We start from the raw sequence: 16,176 nt of genomic DNA on the forward strand, positions 1-16,176 counted from the left end.
AATGTGGCAATTAAAGTTAAGCCACTTTTTTATGATTTATTTATTCTTCTTTTTCCCAGTCCAGATTATTTGTTAGTTTGTCTTATATAATTTATGCTGACTTTAATTGCTTATTGTTATTGTTATCCAGTAATTGTTGTGCTTCTTGGCTTAACTCATCTCCCCGAAGCATTTGTATGTATGCCTCAGAAAATCTCACCATACCCAGCATTGGGTTATCGGCATATTTATTGAGAAATAGAGTGCGTAATTCTTGCTCATTCGGGTTATTTGCTACAGCTGCAAGTAAGCAATAAGCAGGATAATACCTACAGAAAGTAAGTTTGCCATTATCGTCAAGTAACCACTGTGAATAAATATTTTCGCGTTTTGGAAAGAATGCTTCGGTACTATTACGCGAAATAATTTCATAAGGATATTTAAACCTGTTAACAAATGGGTCAACAGCTGATGTTTGAATACGCCCGATAAGGCGGGTTGTGATGTTAGCAAATATTTTGGAGGCAGACTTACTTTGGAAAATACTTTCTGGTTCTTGGGCAGATAAAATTACACGTATACCTGCTTTTGCTCCGTTGGCACAGAGTCTACCAATTAACTCGGCTATGCTGTCAAAACTGAATAAAATCGGCGCTTCGTCTAAGAAAAATATTGATACTTTGGATGATAAAGCTCTACGTAATGCTGCGGAATAGGCGCTAAGGGCAAGGACTGCTGCATCAGCTTCACTCCCAAGCGATCGCAGTGCGAATACCAGTAGTCGCGCATCAGTTTTAAAGCTAGATGGATTGGCGATTGATTGTCCAACTCGTGAGTTCAGCCAAAACTTTAATCGCAATCTGATTTGGTCAAGAGCATCAAGAATTTCTTTACTATTATTGGTGATGGAATCAAGTTTGATAAACCCAGGCGAACAATAATTATAGAAATCTTTAAGTGTTGGAATATCTGCCCATTCAGGTGTTCCTAATCCATTTTCTAGTGCAAGTTTATATCGAAGTTTGATATCTTCATCGTTGTAGAAAGTTTCAATTGTGATTGTAATGATACTTTCGATATTTGATATCATTGTCGGACTTACCCCGACAGGATTTGTCCCAAGTACCATTATCATTAATGTGGATTTCAAGAATTCCTTGAAATCAGTCATCCTTTCCTTAATAAGTTCCGGCTCATACCCCCTTAAATCAGGTAATTCAAATAGATTATTGGATTCTTTACTAATATCAAAATATGCCCCTTCTTCTCCCATAAATTTGGTATAGTCGGTAAACGTACTAGTACCATCGGGTTTGGGATAATCAAGTGCAATTACGGGAATGTCTTGAGCCAAGGCAGGTGTTAATAGACCTGCTACTAAGACAGATTTACCTGCACGGGTAGTACCGAAAATGGCGAGATTTTTGTGCTGCTTGTACAAGTCGAGATGTACTGGAGTTCCTCCCTCTTCAGCGATTAGCTCAAACCCAGATTTATCTCCCGTAGCCGTTCTAACTATCGGCATGAGTCCGGGAACTTCTGATGAGAAATAGGGGAGGCGACGGTTAAAGGGTCTTGTAAGTAGGTTTTCCCAGACAATAGGTACACATTGTAACCATGTTTTCCAGGCATACTCGATTTCTCTATCAACTACGGCAGGTCGTAAGAAACAGCTAGAAAGGTATTGGCAAGCCTCATCAAGTTTTTGACGACTGTGACGATGAACACAAAAAACAACGGCAGTATGGATCGGGAGACTGCCTCTGAGGATAGTTTCTTGTGCCTTAACTGCCTCCTCGATGTTCATATTGGCTTTTACGTCAATTGATCCCTTCTCAGAAGACATCGCGCTGGAGGTAATTGACTGTTTGGTAATTCGTTGAAGGGCAGTTTTGGCAAGTCCCTGGTTAGCTTTAGATAGCTGGCAGATAATCTCAGTGTCAGAGATTTTTTCTTTGGATATTACCTCCCAGAGGTATCGAAGCTGGGCGTATTCGTCTACCCAGCCTTGGGGCTTTTCGCTAAACTGGAGAACGCCGATATACTTGTCTTGCAGTCTTACCCAACTGCGATCGAGAAAAGGGACAGATTTCTCATTCTCCAGCATCAGGTGGCGAATATGGAAATCGCTGGTTTGAACTTCTCGAAGCCCCTCTTCATCTAATATGAGGGGATTGGGAACTTTGGGTGCATCGCTACGGTTAAACTGACTCCAAAGAATTGACCATACTTCCTCACTTGTGACTGCTCGTACTGAAAGCCCCATTGAGTTAGTAAAAAGTTGTTCCCACCGTTGAAACCCAGAAGTAAAACTATCCCGTAAAATTGTTTCGATTCGTTCTTGCCGAACACCGTGGATTTGTCCAGTAAATTGGAACCAGGCGTTCTGCAACTGTTTGATAGTTTTTTCAATCGCATCATTTGAGCGACTGTCTTCAGAAGCTAGGACACTATAGGTACACCAGAAGCGTAAGAACTTGTTTTTACGGGTTCCTGCTTCAGTGAGTTCTCTTGCTCGTAGACGTTCCGATCGCACTAATAAAGTTAATTGCTCTAGATCGCATTTATCCTCTATCTTTTTTAGTTCCTGCTGCCGGAGAAAGTCATCAGTGAACGAACCAAGATGAATTGTCAAGGTTTCTCGTTCGGGAAGTTCTTTGAGTCCGCCCTCAATATTTTCAAAAATGGGGATAATCTGTTCTTCGGGTAAAGACGGGTGAATTCCCTGTACGTCGAAGCAAAACTTGATTTGAATGTCTTCTTTTTTCTGGAGGATGAGTGCGCCGATATCTCTACGACCAGCAAGCGAGATACTTGCAATCCCGGCTAAATGGGTAATATCTTCAAAGGGTGTCAGGTTTTTGACAACACCTAATTGTTCGGTATCGAGAGATTTTTTACCAATTTTGTGCTTTATTTTCGTTGAGGTGGTCGAACTCATAGCCTGTAGTTTTGTTCGCTGGTATTAATTCAGAAGCTTTATCTGCGTTTTTTCAGCTTGCGCTTTTTCTTGGGTTGAGGTTGTAGAGGATTAACGAGGGAGACAAAAGGTTTGTAACCACGGGTGATGCGGGGCGTGCCGACAAACTTACCGAAAAAGGCTTTGTTGGAACTTACTGTCCACCAGGTTGCCCATCCCCAGGCGGTTACAATTCCGGTTGCAAGCCAAGAAGCTTGCATAAAACCCTTGACTACCATGTAGGAGATGAGAGCGATCGCACTCCAGGGAACAATTTGGTCGGCGGGGAATGGCCCGAGACGTGGTTGGTCTCCTAATACACGGTTGACTGTACGAAATTCCCGAACTCTTGTCATTATTACGAAAGGCAAAAGTCAGCTTTTGAAATCTTGATGAGTGGCACAATTCCACAAGTGCCACTCGTGGTGGCTTTTTTGAAGACTTGGTATCAGCCTGTTACCAGTCCTGCAAGCAAGTCTCCGACTACAACTGTGAGGGCAACGATAATTGGTGTACGGGCGATTGTTTGCCAATCCTCGTCGTTTCTGGCTGATTGAACGACCCGGATTAGACCAATACCAAGGTAAATTAAGAACAAACCGCGCAGTACTGCGAATACGTATTTGATGATGTCTGCGTCAACACCTGTAAAATACTCTGTGAAAAAGTCCTCTGCGTTTTGCATGAACTGCGCGTTTGCGGGTGCAGCGGCCATATCCAACATAAATATTACACCTACTAAGCAGAACAAGACGGTATAGATATTGATGCCATACTTGCGCTGCCATTTCTCGAAGTTGGAAAGTAGCAAGTTTGCTTCCTTGGGTAGTAACGCTACAATACCAGTTCCAAAAGCCAGCGATGCCATTACCATGTGATGAATGGAGATATCTGCAATCATCAAGCCAGTACCAACTGCCATTAGTCCGGCGATGCTGGCGTTTTCTTTCCAATTGCGACGGCGACGGGTGGGAGCGGGGTATCCGTATTCTTCGTAGGAAGGAATGCGGTCATTGCTAAAATTAGATTCGTAGTCTGTTCTCATAAAAAAAGTAGATGATTTCGTAAATTACTGGATGAAACTTTGTAGGGGTAATTACGACTGAATTACTGCTTTATTCCGTTGGCGGAGTCTGCTCCTAGTACATAGTTTGGATTGGAGCAAATCTCTGCTCCAACTTCTCGCTTGTAAACCTATTTTATGAGACTAATATCCGTAAAAGCATCTAAGAATTTTCCATTTTTAAACACTATGATTTTCAGTAAATCATTAGTAAAAAATTAGAAAAATTGCATTGACAACTTTCAACATTTAAATCAGTGGTTTATTTCATAATGTTTGACCCCCGATATAGTCTATATCGGGGGTCAGTAATTGATATATGAGGTAGTGTAATTACGGTGTTTACCGTTAATTTACCGAGTGAAATAAATTGTCCGTCAACTAATTCTGCGTTTGATTTGGGTTGAAGTCGAGATGGATCTTTTTACCCACTTTGAGGTTGAGGGTTTTGGTACTGTTAGCAGGTAGTTCGATAACTTGGTTAACAGGATAGATGGAATCGTACTTAGGACAGGTTTTTGTTTTGCAGGGAGGAGCCGCCTCTACGATTGATTTTATAACTCCGTCTTGGAGAAATATCATATCTAAAGGAATATACGTATCCTGCATCCAAAGTTTAACTTTTTCAGGTTTTTTGAGGACAAATAGCATTCCGTGATTTTCGGGAATCGAGTCACGGAATTTGAGTCCGTGGGCATATTCTTTTCTATCGTCTGCTAGTTCAAGTTGAACTGTCTGATTATTACTGGTAAAGGTTGCACCAATAGGTAGATACTGGGGCTGGCGAGTCCAAAAGTATAGTGGTAGGGGTGAGAGAGCAGCAGTAAAACCAGCAATTGGCCCAACGATATTGAGAATTTTGAAAAACAGGCTTTTTTCTGGATTTTGTGCTTGTTTAGTTTGAATGTTGGTTTGAGCGGTTTGTCTTGTGACTTCCATAATCTTAGATAAATAAAGTAGTAGAGTGGTTAGAAATGGCAGGCATTATGAACTTTTGAAATGTTTTGGCTACATTTGCTTTCGTTCAAACATGGTGAAACTTTGAATTTATTTATGATGTTTTCAAAGAAGTAGTCGTAACTCAGGAGTCAGAATTCAGGAGAAAGCTTGCGTAAGGCTTGAGGACTTTGTACGAATGACTCTTAACTGTTGGTTTAAAGCCTCATCAGAGTTGTTAAGCAAAACAAAAAAGTTTTTAACCACCAGCGCGAAACTCCTTCCTTTATGGCTGGAGTTCTTCTGACTCCTTTCATTAGCTAAAAATCTCAATGTTACCAACAGCAAACTTGCTTTCATCGAGGGGACTACTAGGTAAAGCTTGTTGGTCAGCTTTGTTACGCATCGACTCGACTTTATCGGCTTCGCGGATGGCAAGCGGGTTAATCTGGCGGCGTTCTTCTAGTAATGCCTCGATTGTTAGTTCGAGTGCGGGGAGTTTGCTTGATGCGTAGGTATCTTCTATTACTGTTTCGCAGAATATGGTACTAGCGGCGCGTTCTACAATTGTCTGGATTTCTGCACCTACACACCGATTGGTGGCTTTAAGAATTCTGCGCCACTGTTCCTCGCTCCAGGGGTCGCCGCCATTGCGAAAACGTTCGTCAAATCGGGCAGCGTGCAGTTTGAAGATACTATATCTTTCCCCATTATTGGGCAGGTCTACCTTAAATAAATAGTCAAACCGTCCGGCACGGGTGAGTTCGGGTGGCAGCCATTCCATGCGGTTGACTGAGGCGATGACCAGTACATCTGACGTGCGCTCTTGCATCCATGTCAACAGCCGACCAGCAAGCCGTTTGGCGAGGTCATCATCCCCGGCGAAGCCTTTATCGAAGTCGTCGAAGTACAAAATTACTTGATTGAGCCTATCTGCCAGTTGCAACAAGCGTTTAAGTTTCATTTCTGCTTGGTTGCCAAAACTTCTAAAGTTGCCCCAATCGACCATGATCAGGGGAATACCCATATTCTGGGAACAGGCTTTTGCTGAGTGTGATTTTCCTGTCCCCGGTGGCCCCACAAGCATAATCCCTTTGGGTACACGCAGATTATATTGTTTAGCACGCGGGGTAAGCAATCGCTTGAACTTTTTGAATGACTGCTGCATGAGTTCCAACCCACCAAGCTGGACTTTTGGCGGAGGTAAGAATTCAATGTCATACAAGCGGTTGAGCAGTTGAATTTTTTTGATNAGCAGAAGCTTGGCTATCTCACTGGAATTTCCTAAATCATGATTTTTACTAATATCGTTTAGGCAATACATAATATCAGAAATATACAAACCAGCACTAGCGTTAGCAATTTCTAAATAGTCTTGTTCCGTATATGTGAAAGAAAATTTTTTGCTTTTAATTAAACTGTCAATAATTTCTTGTGCATCTGGTAGTTCTTGACTCCATAGGGGAATTTCTGCCGCTATTTCGCTTGCTATCTCAGCGTTGGCTCCTAGTAAGATAGTAGTTTTACCACTATCTTTGGTATGAAATTTGAGATTGATTAACGACGATTTAATCCATTCTGATATAATAAAATCGGTTTCTTTATGTGTATTTTCTTTTATCAAAGGGAAGATATTCTCAACGATTAATACTCCAGTGCCAGAATAAACCTTCCAGAAATTGAGTACTTGAAAATAGTCTTCTTTATTTTGTTTTATCGAAGGTTTATAGTCGTCAAACTCTCGAAGAACGAGATTTTCTTCGGCGCTGACGGCTAGTTCTTTAATACTATCCTCGCTGAGATTCCAGATGTAGGCTTTTTTGCCTGCTTGCTGACAGTAAGTAATGATCTGGGTGAGGAAGCGGTGACGTTCTTGGAGGGGAGATTCGCAGGCGATGATTGGATAGTTGTCCGCAAGAAGGTCTTCTAGATAGTCAAAGCTAGACTTCATCTCAGTTGCTTGTAGCGTACTCAGAAGTAATCTTATCCAGAAGAGATACTGTACGAGAACTGATAATTTTCTAATTCTTGCGTCCATAAATTAGAAAAAAGTTGATTTACTTTCAGTATTTTGTTGATTGTGTAATCGCGTTGTGAATTTAGATAATTGCAGTATGAAGAGTTAGTGCAAGTATGGCAAAGACACCAGAATATCCAATTGTTGTTATCCCAGAGTTAGTTAAAGAAAAAAAACAGTTTACCCCTTTAGTTTTTCCTTCTGGACAGGGAGATGCAGCAATCGGGGCAAGTGAGGGGCTGTTTGAAAATGTTCTCAAACACTATTTTGGTGAAATTGTTTCTCCCCAGCAGGTGATGCTTCCTCCAGGGCATCGACTACCATTTACGGCTGATTTTCTTATTATTGAACCAAATACTGGCTTACACATAGATTTGGAGGTTGATGAGCCAATTTCGTTTGCAACTCTTAAGCCTACCCACTGTATCGGCGAGGATGATTACCGAAACAAGTGTTTTGTCGATGCCAACTGGCTAGTCATCCGGTTTGCAGAAGAACAAGTCTCGTCTCAGCCAGAACGCTGCGCTCGATTTATTGCTGGTGCGATCGCTCAACTAACGGGCAATGATACTTATCGCCAGAAGCTACTTCATGTAGAAAAAGTTACTCCTATGCGTCAGTGGTCTGCACGTCAAGCTTCCAAATTAAAGAAGAGTGATTACCGCCAAGGCTATCTTGTCCAAAGGAAGAACTAAGGATGTGATATTCGATACAACAATACTAGTGAGAGCGATTAGAACTTAATAGTATTTTTTATACATAATTTTTACCAGAAATACTGTTTGTAGTTGTAACATCTAAAATTAGATTGAAATTTTGCGTAAAATCTTGCTTATTCTAGAGAAAAATAGATAAATGCATTCGTTTCACATCTACATTTAGAGGTAGTTGAGACAATGACTGAGCTTGAGTCGCGTTCTGGGTATGAACTGCTCAGAGAGATATAGAGCATCCTAAAAAGGGTAAAAGATAAGATGAATACACAAGAGTTAGTTGATTTACTCAAGGAGTATCAAAATACTTCACCTGAAAGAGAGGAAAAAAAACATATAAAAATTCAAATTATTGCACATTTATCTTCATGCTATTGGTGGCATTCTCAATATATTATCAATCTTTTTTCTGAAGAGATTAAGCAAATAAAAGAAAATTTACAACAAGAACTAGGAGATACATTTCAACTTCATATAAACAAAAAAAATAACTCTAAAGAATTAGCAGATTTTTTGCTAAAAGAAGCTTTAATTATCCAAAAAAAATATCAAAGAAAGTTAATTACAGATAAATTTATCAATACTTTAGCAATAGAAATTAAAAAAACTCAAGCGAATAGCTTTCAAAGAAAACAAGCCGTGCAATGCCTGATTAAGGCTATGGAAATAAAAAATACATATAAGAAACAAGGACTTGGGTCAACTTTACAATTATCTCCACAAGATTATGAAGATGCTTTTCTAGAAGCTAAAGGAGAGTCTATTCGCTATGTTTTAGATAAAATTGACCGATATGATGAAACAATTGGAGATTTTATGGCTCTGATAAATCACTGGATTTCTATAAAATTTTCAGATGCAGCTGGCAGAATATTAGGATTCAAAAAAAGTCAATCTAAGAAACAAGAAGAAGACAAAATCAGCATTTCTCCCGTAGACATCAATTTAATGAGAGAATATCTTTTTGAGAATGCTGAACAAGAATTTGCTTACTATCAACAATCCGAAGAAATTAAAAATCTCATCCATGAAGATCCTAACAATAAACTTGGCAAACCAATTAGAAAGGACAGAACAGATATTACATTTAAAGATGTATTAATTGCTATCAATTGGGAAGGAGAAACATTTAAAAATCTCTCAAATAAATGGAACATACCATACACTACTATCAAAAGCTTTTACGAACGAGAATTTGAAAAAGTAAAAGCTGATTTAGCAGAATATTTACAATAAATAATTAGGGATTATAAGTCATGAATACTTGGGAACTAACTGAAACTTTTATCTTCACGGTTAATCTAAAATCGGTTCACAGAGAAATAGCCAAACAGTTGAGCCGNAAAAAATTAACTACAGTTAAAGCAAAAGAGTTCTATTATAATGTTTTGGCTTTATGTACTGTGAAGGATTATTTAGAATCTCTGGGATATGAAACTGATTGGAATAACAGCGACTTTAACAATCCTGTAATGTCCACCTTTGCTGATGTAGCAGATTTAGAAGTTAAAAATTACGGTAAGTTAGAATGTCGTGCAGTTTATGGTGATGGCGATATTCATGTTCCAGAAGATGCTTGGTCAAGTCGTATTGGTTATATATTTGTACATATAGATGAATCGTTACAAGAAGCAAATCTTCTTGGTTTTGTATCCTCAGTAGAAGAAACAGAAGGAGTTGTAGCTTTTAATCAATTACGTTCTTTGGAATATTTGCCTGAATATCTTAGCCAAAAAGAACAGTCCGAAATAACTGTTAAACAAACTCTTGGTGAATCAATCAAAGAAAAAGTCGTAATACTCAGACATTGGTTTAAAGAAACTAAAGAAAATATTGGACGAGAATGGCAAAATGCGGAAGAGTTGTTAATGAGACAACCACAAAATCTCAGTTATATGACTAGAAATAGTTCTGAAGCTATTAATAAAGCTAAATTAATTGACTTAAAAATGAATTTAGCTAGTCAAGCAGTAATGTTGCTGATGACTGTGACACCGCAAGCAGAACAAAAGCTAAAAATTCGCGCTCGCTTATGTCCAGTTTCTGGAGAAAAATATTTACCATTAGGGTTGAAATTAGAGGTACTTTCTCAATTAGAAGAAACTCTCAAAGAAGTCAAATCTGAATTTAGAGATTATTTTATTCAGTTACCAGAGTTTACTAGTGAATCAGGAGATAAGTTTAAGCTGAGAATAAGTCTTGGTGATGCTAACATAACTGAAGAATTTATCGTTTAGTTTTTAGAGCGTGACGAACAATAATGAAGAAAATTATTTCTTTGCGATTGGGAGAGGGAAATTTTAAAATCGGGTTTTCTCAGATTTTATTGAAGCTGTATGCAGGAGAACAATTACTTGAAGAAATAGATACTGGGAGCCTACCACCTAACCAAGAAATTGAAGAAAATTATCAAAAATGGCAGTGTCTATATGAGGCTTTCATTAGTACTGGAGGTAGTTTTTTATATGGAGATTTTGACAGTCAAAGTATTGGTTTTAAACCGAGAGTATTAGAATTTGCTGAAGATAATATAGAGCGAGGAAGTCAAGAAAGTGCAACAGAAGTAACTGCTTATATGATTAAGATAATTAATCAATGGCTGAACTCGCCAGAATTTCAATTAATAGACCAAGCTTTACGCACTAACATAAATACGAAAGATGAAGTTGTTTTAGTAATTCAAACTAATAACGATATATTAAGAAAATTACCGTGGCATGAATGGAATTTCTTCAAGAAGTACACAAAAGCAGAAGTGGCTTTAAGTGCGCCTAAATTTTCTTTAAAACTAAAACAAAAGTCGTCAACTGTTGGAAAAGTACGCATATTAGCAATTATTGGAGATTCTACTAATATCGATCCAGAAGCAGATTTGAATACTCTCAGAAATAATCAGGAAGTAGAGTTAGAAATTATCTCTCAGCCTACTCGTAAGCAAATTTGCGATCGCCTTAGAGAAAAATCAGGCTGGGATATCTTATTTTATGCTGGACATAGTAAGTCTAATGCACAGAAAGGATGGATCAGTATCAACGCGAAAACCAAGCTAGAAATATCCGAGTTAAATTCAGCATTAGAAGTAGCAATAGAAAATGGGTTACAACTAGCCATATTCAATTCCTGTCAAGGTTTAGGATTAGTACCTCAACTTGAAGAGTTAGGAATTCCTCAGATTATTGTGATGCGAGAGCAAGTTCAAAATCAAGTAGCTCAAGAATTTTTAGCGGAGTTTATTGCTAGCTTTTCTAGCGGTAAATCTTTCTATCTAGCTATACGAGAAGCTAGAGGTAGACTTAAAGATATAGAAGATAAATATTACTGTGCAAGTTGGCTACCTGTAGTCTGTCAACATTGGTCTGTTAAACCACCTACTTGGGAAGAATTACGTGANCCTGCATTACCATCTCCTCCAAACCTACTATTTCGTCAAGGAGGAGTAATTTTATCTGGTTTATTGGTAGCGATGATGGTAATAGGAGTGCGGTCTTTTGGTTTATTACAATCCTTAGAATTTCAAGCTTTCGACTGGTTGATGAGAATGCGTCCCCAGGAAGAGGTAGATTCTCGGTTGTTAATAGTTGAAGCTACAGAAAAGGATATCAATCGCTTGGGTTATCCTATATCTGATGGTAAACTAGCTGAAACTATCGAGCGCATAAAACACTATAAACCTAGCACAATCGGTTTATTAATATTCCGCGATCGCCCGATAGAACCAGGTCATCAAGAATTACTTAAGCTTTTACAAAATGATGATGATTTAATTGCTTTATGTAGTGTTAAATTGACTGATAATGACCATAATCAACCTGGTATTTCATCACTGTCTAGAGTTACAGAAAACCGTTTAGGGTTTAGCAATGTAGAGCGAGACAAGTTTGATGGGATTCTGCGTCGTCATCTACTGTTCATGAATCCCGATTTTAATAATCCCTGTCCTACCAGCTTTTCCTTTAGCTTTCAATTAGCATCGCAATACTTAAACTCAAAAGGAATCAAACCTGAAGAAATAGATAGCGATCGCATCAAAATTGGTGAGACGATAATTAACCGTTTAAGACCAGATAGTGGTGCATATCATCAACTAGATAATCGTGGTTTTCAACTCTTACTTAATTATCGCACCTCCGATAAGATTGCTAATACAGTTTCTTTGACTGATGTATTAGAAAATAAGTTAGATCCCGAATTAATAAAGGGGCGTATTGTCATTATTGGTGTAGTTGCTCCCATATCTAATCCTACAGATTACTTTTCTACTCCTTATAGTAAAGGTGTATTGCCTCAGATGTCTGGAGTTGATATTCAGGCGCAAATGACAAGTCAAATCCTCAGTGCGGTTTTAGATAAACGACCTTTATTGTGGAGTTGGTCTGAAATAGGAGAAGGATTTTGGGTTGTAATCTGGTCTTTAACAGGAAGTGGAATTGCGATCACCTCCTTAAATCATCGTAATTCTTTTTTACTGATTATATATGCTGGAACATCTATATTTACTCTGTGTCTAATTTGCTTTGTCTTTTTACTACAAGGGGGATGGATACCATTGTTACCAGCTGCAATCTCTTTCGCTGTCAGTAGCTTTGCTGGACGGTTTTTACTAAAACATTGGGATCGAATACCTAGTTTAAAGTTTTTGCAAAGTAGAAATAATACGTAAGAATGGTGATAACGTTATATGTAGGTAATACGGAGAAAGCTTATTTACCTCTATATAATTAGTTACAAATATTATTAATGAGCAAAATAATAGCTTATATTTCCCTTTTAACTTTAACTTTATTCTTAGGCGATCGCTATTTGATTTACCCAGTAGCTGGTCAAAATCTTCCAACCAAAGAACCGCTTCAGTTTAAACCTCCTAACAATGGCGCACCAGGAGGGAATCGCTCTGGATCTTCTGGTAACACAGGAAGTCGTCCTATTTGTCCTACTGTAGAAAAAGATATCACTGCTTTAATACCGAAAACAAATTGGGCAAATACCCTTGCTGAACGTCCTACTTTTTGGTTTTACATTCCTTACGAACGGGGTCGTTTAAAGCTAATTCTTAAAGATGAAGGCAAAAGTACTATTGTAGCTCGCGTGAATTATGAAGTTAATAAAGGTGGAGGTATCATGGGTTTCCCAATACCTAAAACTTCACCTGCTTTAGAAGTAAATCGTGCTTATCGTTGGCAAGTTTCCTTTAGTTGCGAACCCAATATTGAACCTTCATTCACAGGAGTACAGGGAGTAGTGGAACGAGTAGCGAAAAACGAAGCTTTTAAAACTAAATTGACATCAACCACTACTATCCAAGGACAAATTAATTTATATGCCAATCAAGGTTTATGGCATGAAACTATTTCTACATTAATTCAATTACGTCGATCTAAACCGACAGAGCAAGAATTAAAACAAGATTGGTCAGATTTATTATCCAATACCCATGTAGAATTAGCAGGATTCATTTCCGAGCCTTTAGTTGAATGTTGTAATCCTATTCCTGAATAATTTACATAAAATATGAAAAAACAACATAAAAACATCAAAATATTCTTGACATTTTTGGCATTATTTAGTGTGATTTTCACCTCTAGCTTGAGTTTGTTATCTTTTCAATTGCCTGTGGCGATCGCTCAAAATAATACTAAAGCAGAAGCCGATAGATTAAGGCAGCAGGGAGAAAAACAATTAGAAGCAGGACAATATGTAATAGGTACAAATACTCTCGAACAGGCAATGAGGATTTATCAGCAAATTGGAGATAAAAAAATTGCTAATGAGGTTAGAGATAGACTTATTCGTATTTATGGGTTACGAGGAGTATACGATAAATATGAGCAGTTAACTGCTGAGAAAGCTGAAGAAAATCTTGAAGAAGGAGAACAAAAACCTAAATATGAATTTCAATTAAGTCCCCAAGTCGGAAAATTAATTTCTCAAGGCTTAAATCGGCAAAACCAACAAGATTCTGTTAGAGCAAAAGAATATTTTCAGCAAGCATTATCTCAAGCCAAAACGATTGGGAGAGAACAAGACAAAGTTACAGCTTTCGCAACACTAGGAGCATTTTATCTCTACCAAGAAGATTACGTTAATGCTCTAGCTAATTTACAGCCAGCCGAGCGATTATCAGCAGCTATATATAGAGCTAGAAAACCAGGCGATTCTGATTATGAGCAAGAAATTTCAATAAATCGCATTCCTATTTTATTACTAATAGCTGAAACCTATTTACAGAAACAACAACCTAATCAAGCATTACTGTATATTAAAGAAGTTGACGCAATAACACCCACACCAGACAATTGGAACGACATCTCACTTCGCTATCTTTTCCATTTCATAGATTTTAGAGATCCTTCGCTTTACTTCAGTCGAGTACACTATAGTTTAGGAAATTACAATGAAGCCCTGACTTATGCTCGAAAAGCTATAGAAAGAGGTAAAATTTTTCAAAATTATTATGAGATACATGGCAATGGCAATGGCGACATACCCAGGATTGATCGTGAAGGTGACTTAGGTAGTGGACACGGCCATGTTTTAGCTGGAATTGCTTTAGAAAAATTAGGACAGCTAGAACAGGCAGAGGAAGAATTACGAAAAGCTACTCAATTATTTGAATATATTAGGACAAAATCTAGATTTCAAGGACATACTCGACACATTTTTAAACTATTTAACAATCAAGTTCGTGCTACTTCTTTTTTACAGCGAGTTCTCTTAGCTCAAAACAAACCAGAAGAAGCCTTAGCTGCTTCTGAATGGGGACGTGCGCGATTATCGTTAGAAGCGGCAACTGCACCTAGCAATCTGACCTTAAAAGAAAAAGTGGATGCTTTAGTAGATATTGTTTACACTCCTGAAATTATTTGTAAGCAAATTTCTCAAGATATTCAATATTCTCTAGATTCATATCGTAGAATCGGAGTTGACCGTATATATAATAGCGAAGGCAAAGCGTTCTTATTGTCAGATTTAGCAAAATTTGATTGCGATAAGGAAGCAGAAGCACAAATCCGGCAAATAAAAGAAACCTGGTTAAAAAGTGCAACATCAAATCCAGCAAATCTTGATGAACTAGTAACTCTTGCCAATAAATCTCCATCAACTATTAAACCTCCAGCTATAGAACAACTAAAACAAATTGCACGGTTTAATCAGGCAACCCTTGTACAATATTCAATTATTTCTGAAACTACATTTTTCCATCCAGCCAATCTTCCTTATGATCATAATGATGCCCATTGGAACGCATTTGCTGGAGAAGAACAGAAATTAGTTATTTGGGTAATCAAACCCACAGGACAAATCAAATCCCGTCAAATCGATTTGAAAAATCAAAAAATTACCCTCAGCAACTTAGTAACTAATACCCGTAAAACTATGGGATTAGATCGCAGTGTTGGAGTATTCCTTAAACCAGATGCAGAATTACCCGATGGTTCTACTCGCAATCCTTCTGAAGTTCAAGCCAAAGAAAAACTTAAACAACTCCATGAATTACTCATAGAACCCATTGCTGATTTACTACCAAGCAACCCAGAAGCCAAAGTAGTTTTTGTTCCTCATAAAGAACTATTTCTTGTTCCTTTTGCAGCTTTAATCGACTCGAAAGATAAGTATCTCATCGAAAAACACACCATTATCACTGCACCTTCAATTCAAGCCTTAGATGTTACCCGACAAAAACGGCAGAAACAAACTGGAAAGAGTAAACTTGCAGTAGTAGTAGGCAATCCCACAATGCCTACAATTAAGCGACCTAATAACCAATCTCCCACACAACTAAATAATTTACCTGGTGCAGAACGAGAAGGAAAAGAAGTTGCTCAACTGCTGAATGCTGAGTTTTTAACAGGAAATCAAGCAACTAAAGCCGAGGTGTTAAAACAGTTACCCAATGCACGCTATATTCATTTAGCAACTCATGGACTATTAGAAGATTTTGCGAGTTTTGGTATCCCAGGAGCAGTTGCTCTAGCACCTTCTAATCAAGATAATGGCTTTTTAACTTCTAGTGAAATTCAAGAGTTGAATTTACAAGCCGAATTAGCCGTTCTCAGTGCTTGTGACACAGGCGGAGGCGATATTACCGGAGATGGAGTTGTCGGTTTATCTAGAGCCTTAATCGTTGCTGGAGTTCCTAGTATTGTGGTTTCTTTATGGTCTATTCCTGATGCAGAGACAGCCGAACTAATGGTGGAATTTTACCGTAATTTTCAAGAGCGTAAGTTAGACAAAGCTCAAGCGTTGCGTCAGGCGATGTTGGAGATCATGAAAACTCATCCTAACCTTGTTGATTGGGCTGGTTTTACTTTAATTGGACAATCAAAATAGATTAGTAATTCGTCGCATTAATTTTGATGAGTTTGTAGTAAGCACTTCAGTGCTTAAAAATCCAGGACTAAAGTCCTTACTACAAACTTATTCACCCCTCGGAAGTAATGCGACAGTTCACTAAATTGACATTATTAGAAGAGATTTTAGCAATATTTAAAAATTCATTTTGAATGATGAA

The 16,176-nt window shown here is 38.1% G+C and carries 11 protein-coding genes; 6 read left to right on the top strand and 5 right to left on the bottom strand.

All coding sequences use genetic code 11. The features are described 5' to 3' along the window. Positions 1–91 precede the first annotated feature (91 nt). The 5 genes from QUD05_RS02035 to QUD05_RS02055 all read right to left on the bottom strand — a co-directional run bounded on the left by QUD05_RS02035 (position 92) and on the right by QUD05_RS02055 (position 6,888). Positions 92–2,920, bottom strand: a complete 2,829-nt coding sequence (locus QUD05_RS02035; protein WP_289794710.1) for a putative type IV secretion/conjugal transfer ATPase — start codon at positions 2,918–2,920, stop codon at positions 92–94. A gap of 38 nt (positions 2,921–2,958) precedes the next feature. Next, positions 2,959–3,294 carry a hypothetical protein gene (locus tag QUD05_RS02040; RefSeq protein ID WP_094351880.1) on the bottom strand — a complete coding sequence of 112 codons (336 nt, stop codon included), beginning with the start codon at positions 3,292–3,294 and terminating at the stop codon, positions 2,959–2,961. A gap of 92 nt (positions 3,295–3,386) precedes the next feature. Next, positions 3,387–3,983: a hypothetical protein gene (locus QUD05_RS02045; protein ID WP_289794711.1), complete on the bottom strand. Its 597-nt coding sequence runs from the start codon at positions 3,981–3,983 to the stop codon at positions 3,387–3,389. A gap of 399 nt (positions 3,984–4,382) precedes the next feature. Continuing rightward, positions 4,383–4,940, bottom strand: a complete 558-nt coding sequence (locus tag QUD05_RS02050) for a DUF192 domain-containing protein (RefSeq protein WP_289794712.1) — start codon at positions 4,938–4,940, stop codon at positions 4,383–4,385. A gap of 313 nt (positions 4,941–5,253) precedes the next feature. Continuing rightward, the gene (locus QUD05_RS02055; RefSeq protein ID WP_289794713.1) at positions 5,254–6,888 is read right to left on the bottom strand and encodes an ATP-binding protein; all 1,635 of its coding nucleotides are present in this window, start codon (positions 6,886–6,888) and stop codon (positions 5,254–5,256) included. 182 nt (positions 6,889–7,070) lie between these two features. On the opposite strand from QUD05_RS02055, the gene QUD05_RS02060 reads away from it, so the two are divergent. The 6 genes from QUD05_RS02060 (at position 7,071) to QUD05_RS02085 (ending at position 15,995) form a co-directional block, all read left to right on the top strand. Beyond that, positions 7,071–7,649, top strand: coding sequence for a hypothetical protein (locus QUD05_RS02060; protein WP_289794714.1), 579 nt, complete (start codon positions 7,071–7,073; stop codon positions 7,647–7,649). Between the two features lie 279 nt (positions 7,650–7,928). After that, positions 7,929–8,903, top strand: coding sequence for a hypothetical protein (locus QUD05_RS02065; protein ID WP_289794715.1), 975 nt, complete (start codon positions 7,929–7,931; stop codon positions 8,901–8,903). 20 nt (positions 8,904–8,923) lie between these two features. After that, complete coding sequence (locus QUD05_RS02070; RefSeq protein WP_289794716.1) at positions 8,924–9,904, top strand: DUF1822 family protein; 981 nt, start codon at positions 8,924–8,926, stop codon at positions 9,902–9,904. A gap of 338 nt (positions 9,905–10,242) precedes the next feature. Further along, complete coding sequence (locus tag QUD05_RS02075; protein ID WP_502911375.1) at positions 10,243–12,327, top strand: CHASE2 domain-containing protein; 2,085 nt, start codon at positions 10,243–10,245, stop codon at positions 12,325–12,327. A gap of 77 nt (positions 12,328–12,404) precedes the next feature. Beyond that, positions 12,405–13,163 (top strand): DUF928 domain-containing protein, encoded by a 759-nt coding sequence (locus tag QUD05_RS02080; RefSeq protein ID WP_289794718.1) that lies wholly within the window; start codon positions 12,405–12,407, stop codon positions 13,161–13,163. Between the two features lie 12 nt (positions 13,164–13,175). Further along, entirely contained in the window at positions 13,176–15,995 is a 2,820-nt protein-coding gene (locus QUD05_RS02085) for a CHAT domain-containing protein (RefSeq protein WP_289794719.1), read from the top strand. Positions 15,996–16,176 lie beyond the last annotated feature (181 nt).

The organism is Nostoc sp. GT001, from assembly GCF_030382115.1.
In the GTDB taxonomy this organism is placed as follows: domain Bacteria; phylum Cyanobacteriota; class Cyanobacteriia; order Cyanobacteriales; family Nostocaceae; genus Nostoc.

What these genes read in the sequence shown, in the direction of transcription:
- QUD05_RS02035 (WP_289794710.1), bottom strand. Translation starts at nt 2,920, where the DNA reads ATGAGTTCGACCACCTCAACGAAAATAAAGCACAAAATTGGTAAAAAA.
- QUD05_RS02040 (WP_094351880.1), bottom strand. Translation starts at nt 3,294, where the DNA reads ATGACAAGAGTTCGGGAATTTCGTACAGTCAACCGTGTATTAGGAGAC.
- QUD05_RS02045 (WP_289794711.1), bottom strand. Translation starts at nt 3,983, where the DNA reads ATGAGAACAGACTACGAATCTAATTTTAGCAATGACCGCATTCCTTCC.
- QUD05_RS02050 (WP_289794712.1), bottom strand. Translation starts at nt 4,940, where the DNA reads ATGGAAGTCACAAGACAAACCGCTCAAACCAACATTCAAACTAAACAA.
- QUD05_RS02060 (WP_289794714.1), top strand. Translation starts at nt 7,071, where the DNA reads ATGGCAAAGACACCAGAATATCCAATTGTTGTTATCCCAGAGTTAGTT.
- QUD05_RS02065 (WP_289794715.1), top strand. Translation starts at nt 7,929, where the DNA reads ATGAATACACAAGAGTTAGTTGATTTACTCAAGGAGTATCAAAATACT.
- QUD05_RS02080 (WP_289794718.1), top strand. Translation starts at nt 12,405, where the DNA reads ATGAGCAAAATAATAGCTTATATTTCCCTTTTAACTTTAACTTTATTC.
- QUD05_RS02085 (WP_289794719.1), top strand. Translation starts at nt 13,176, where the DNA reads ATGAAAAAACAACATAAAAACATCAAAATATTCTTGACATTTTTGGCA.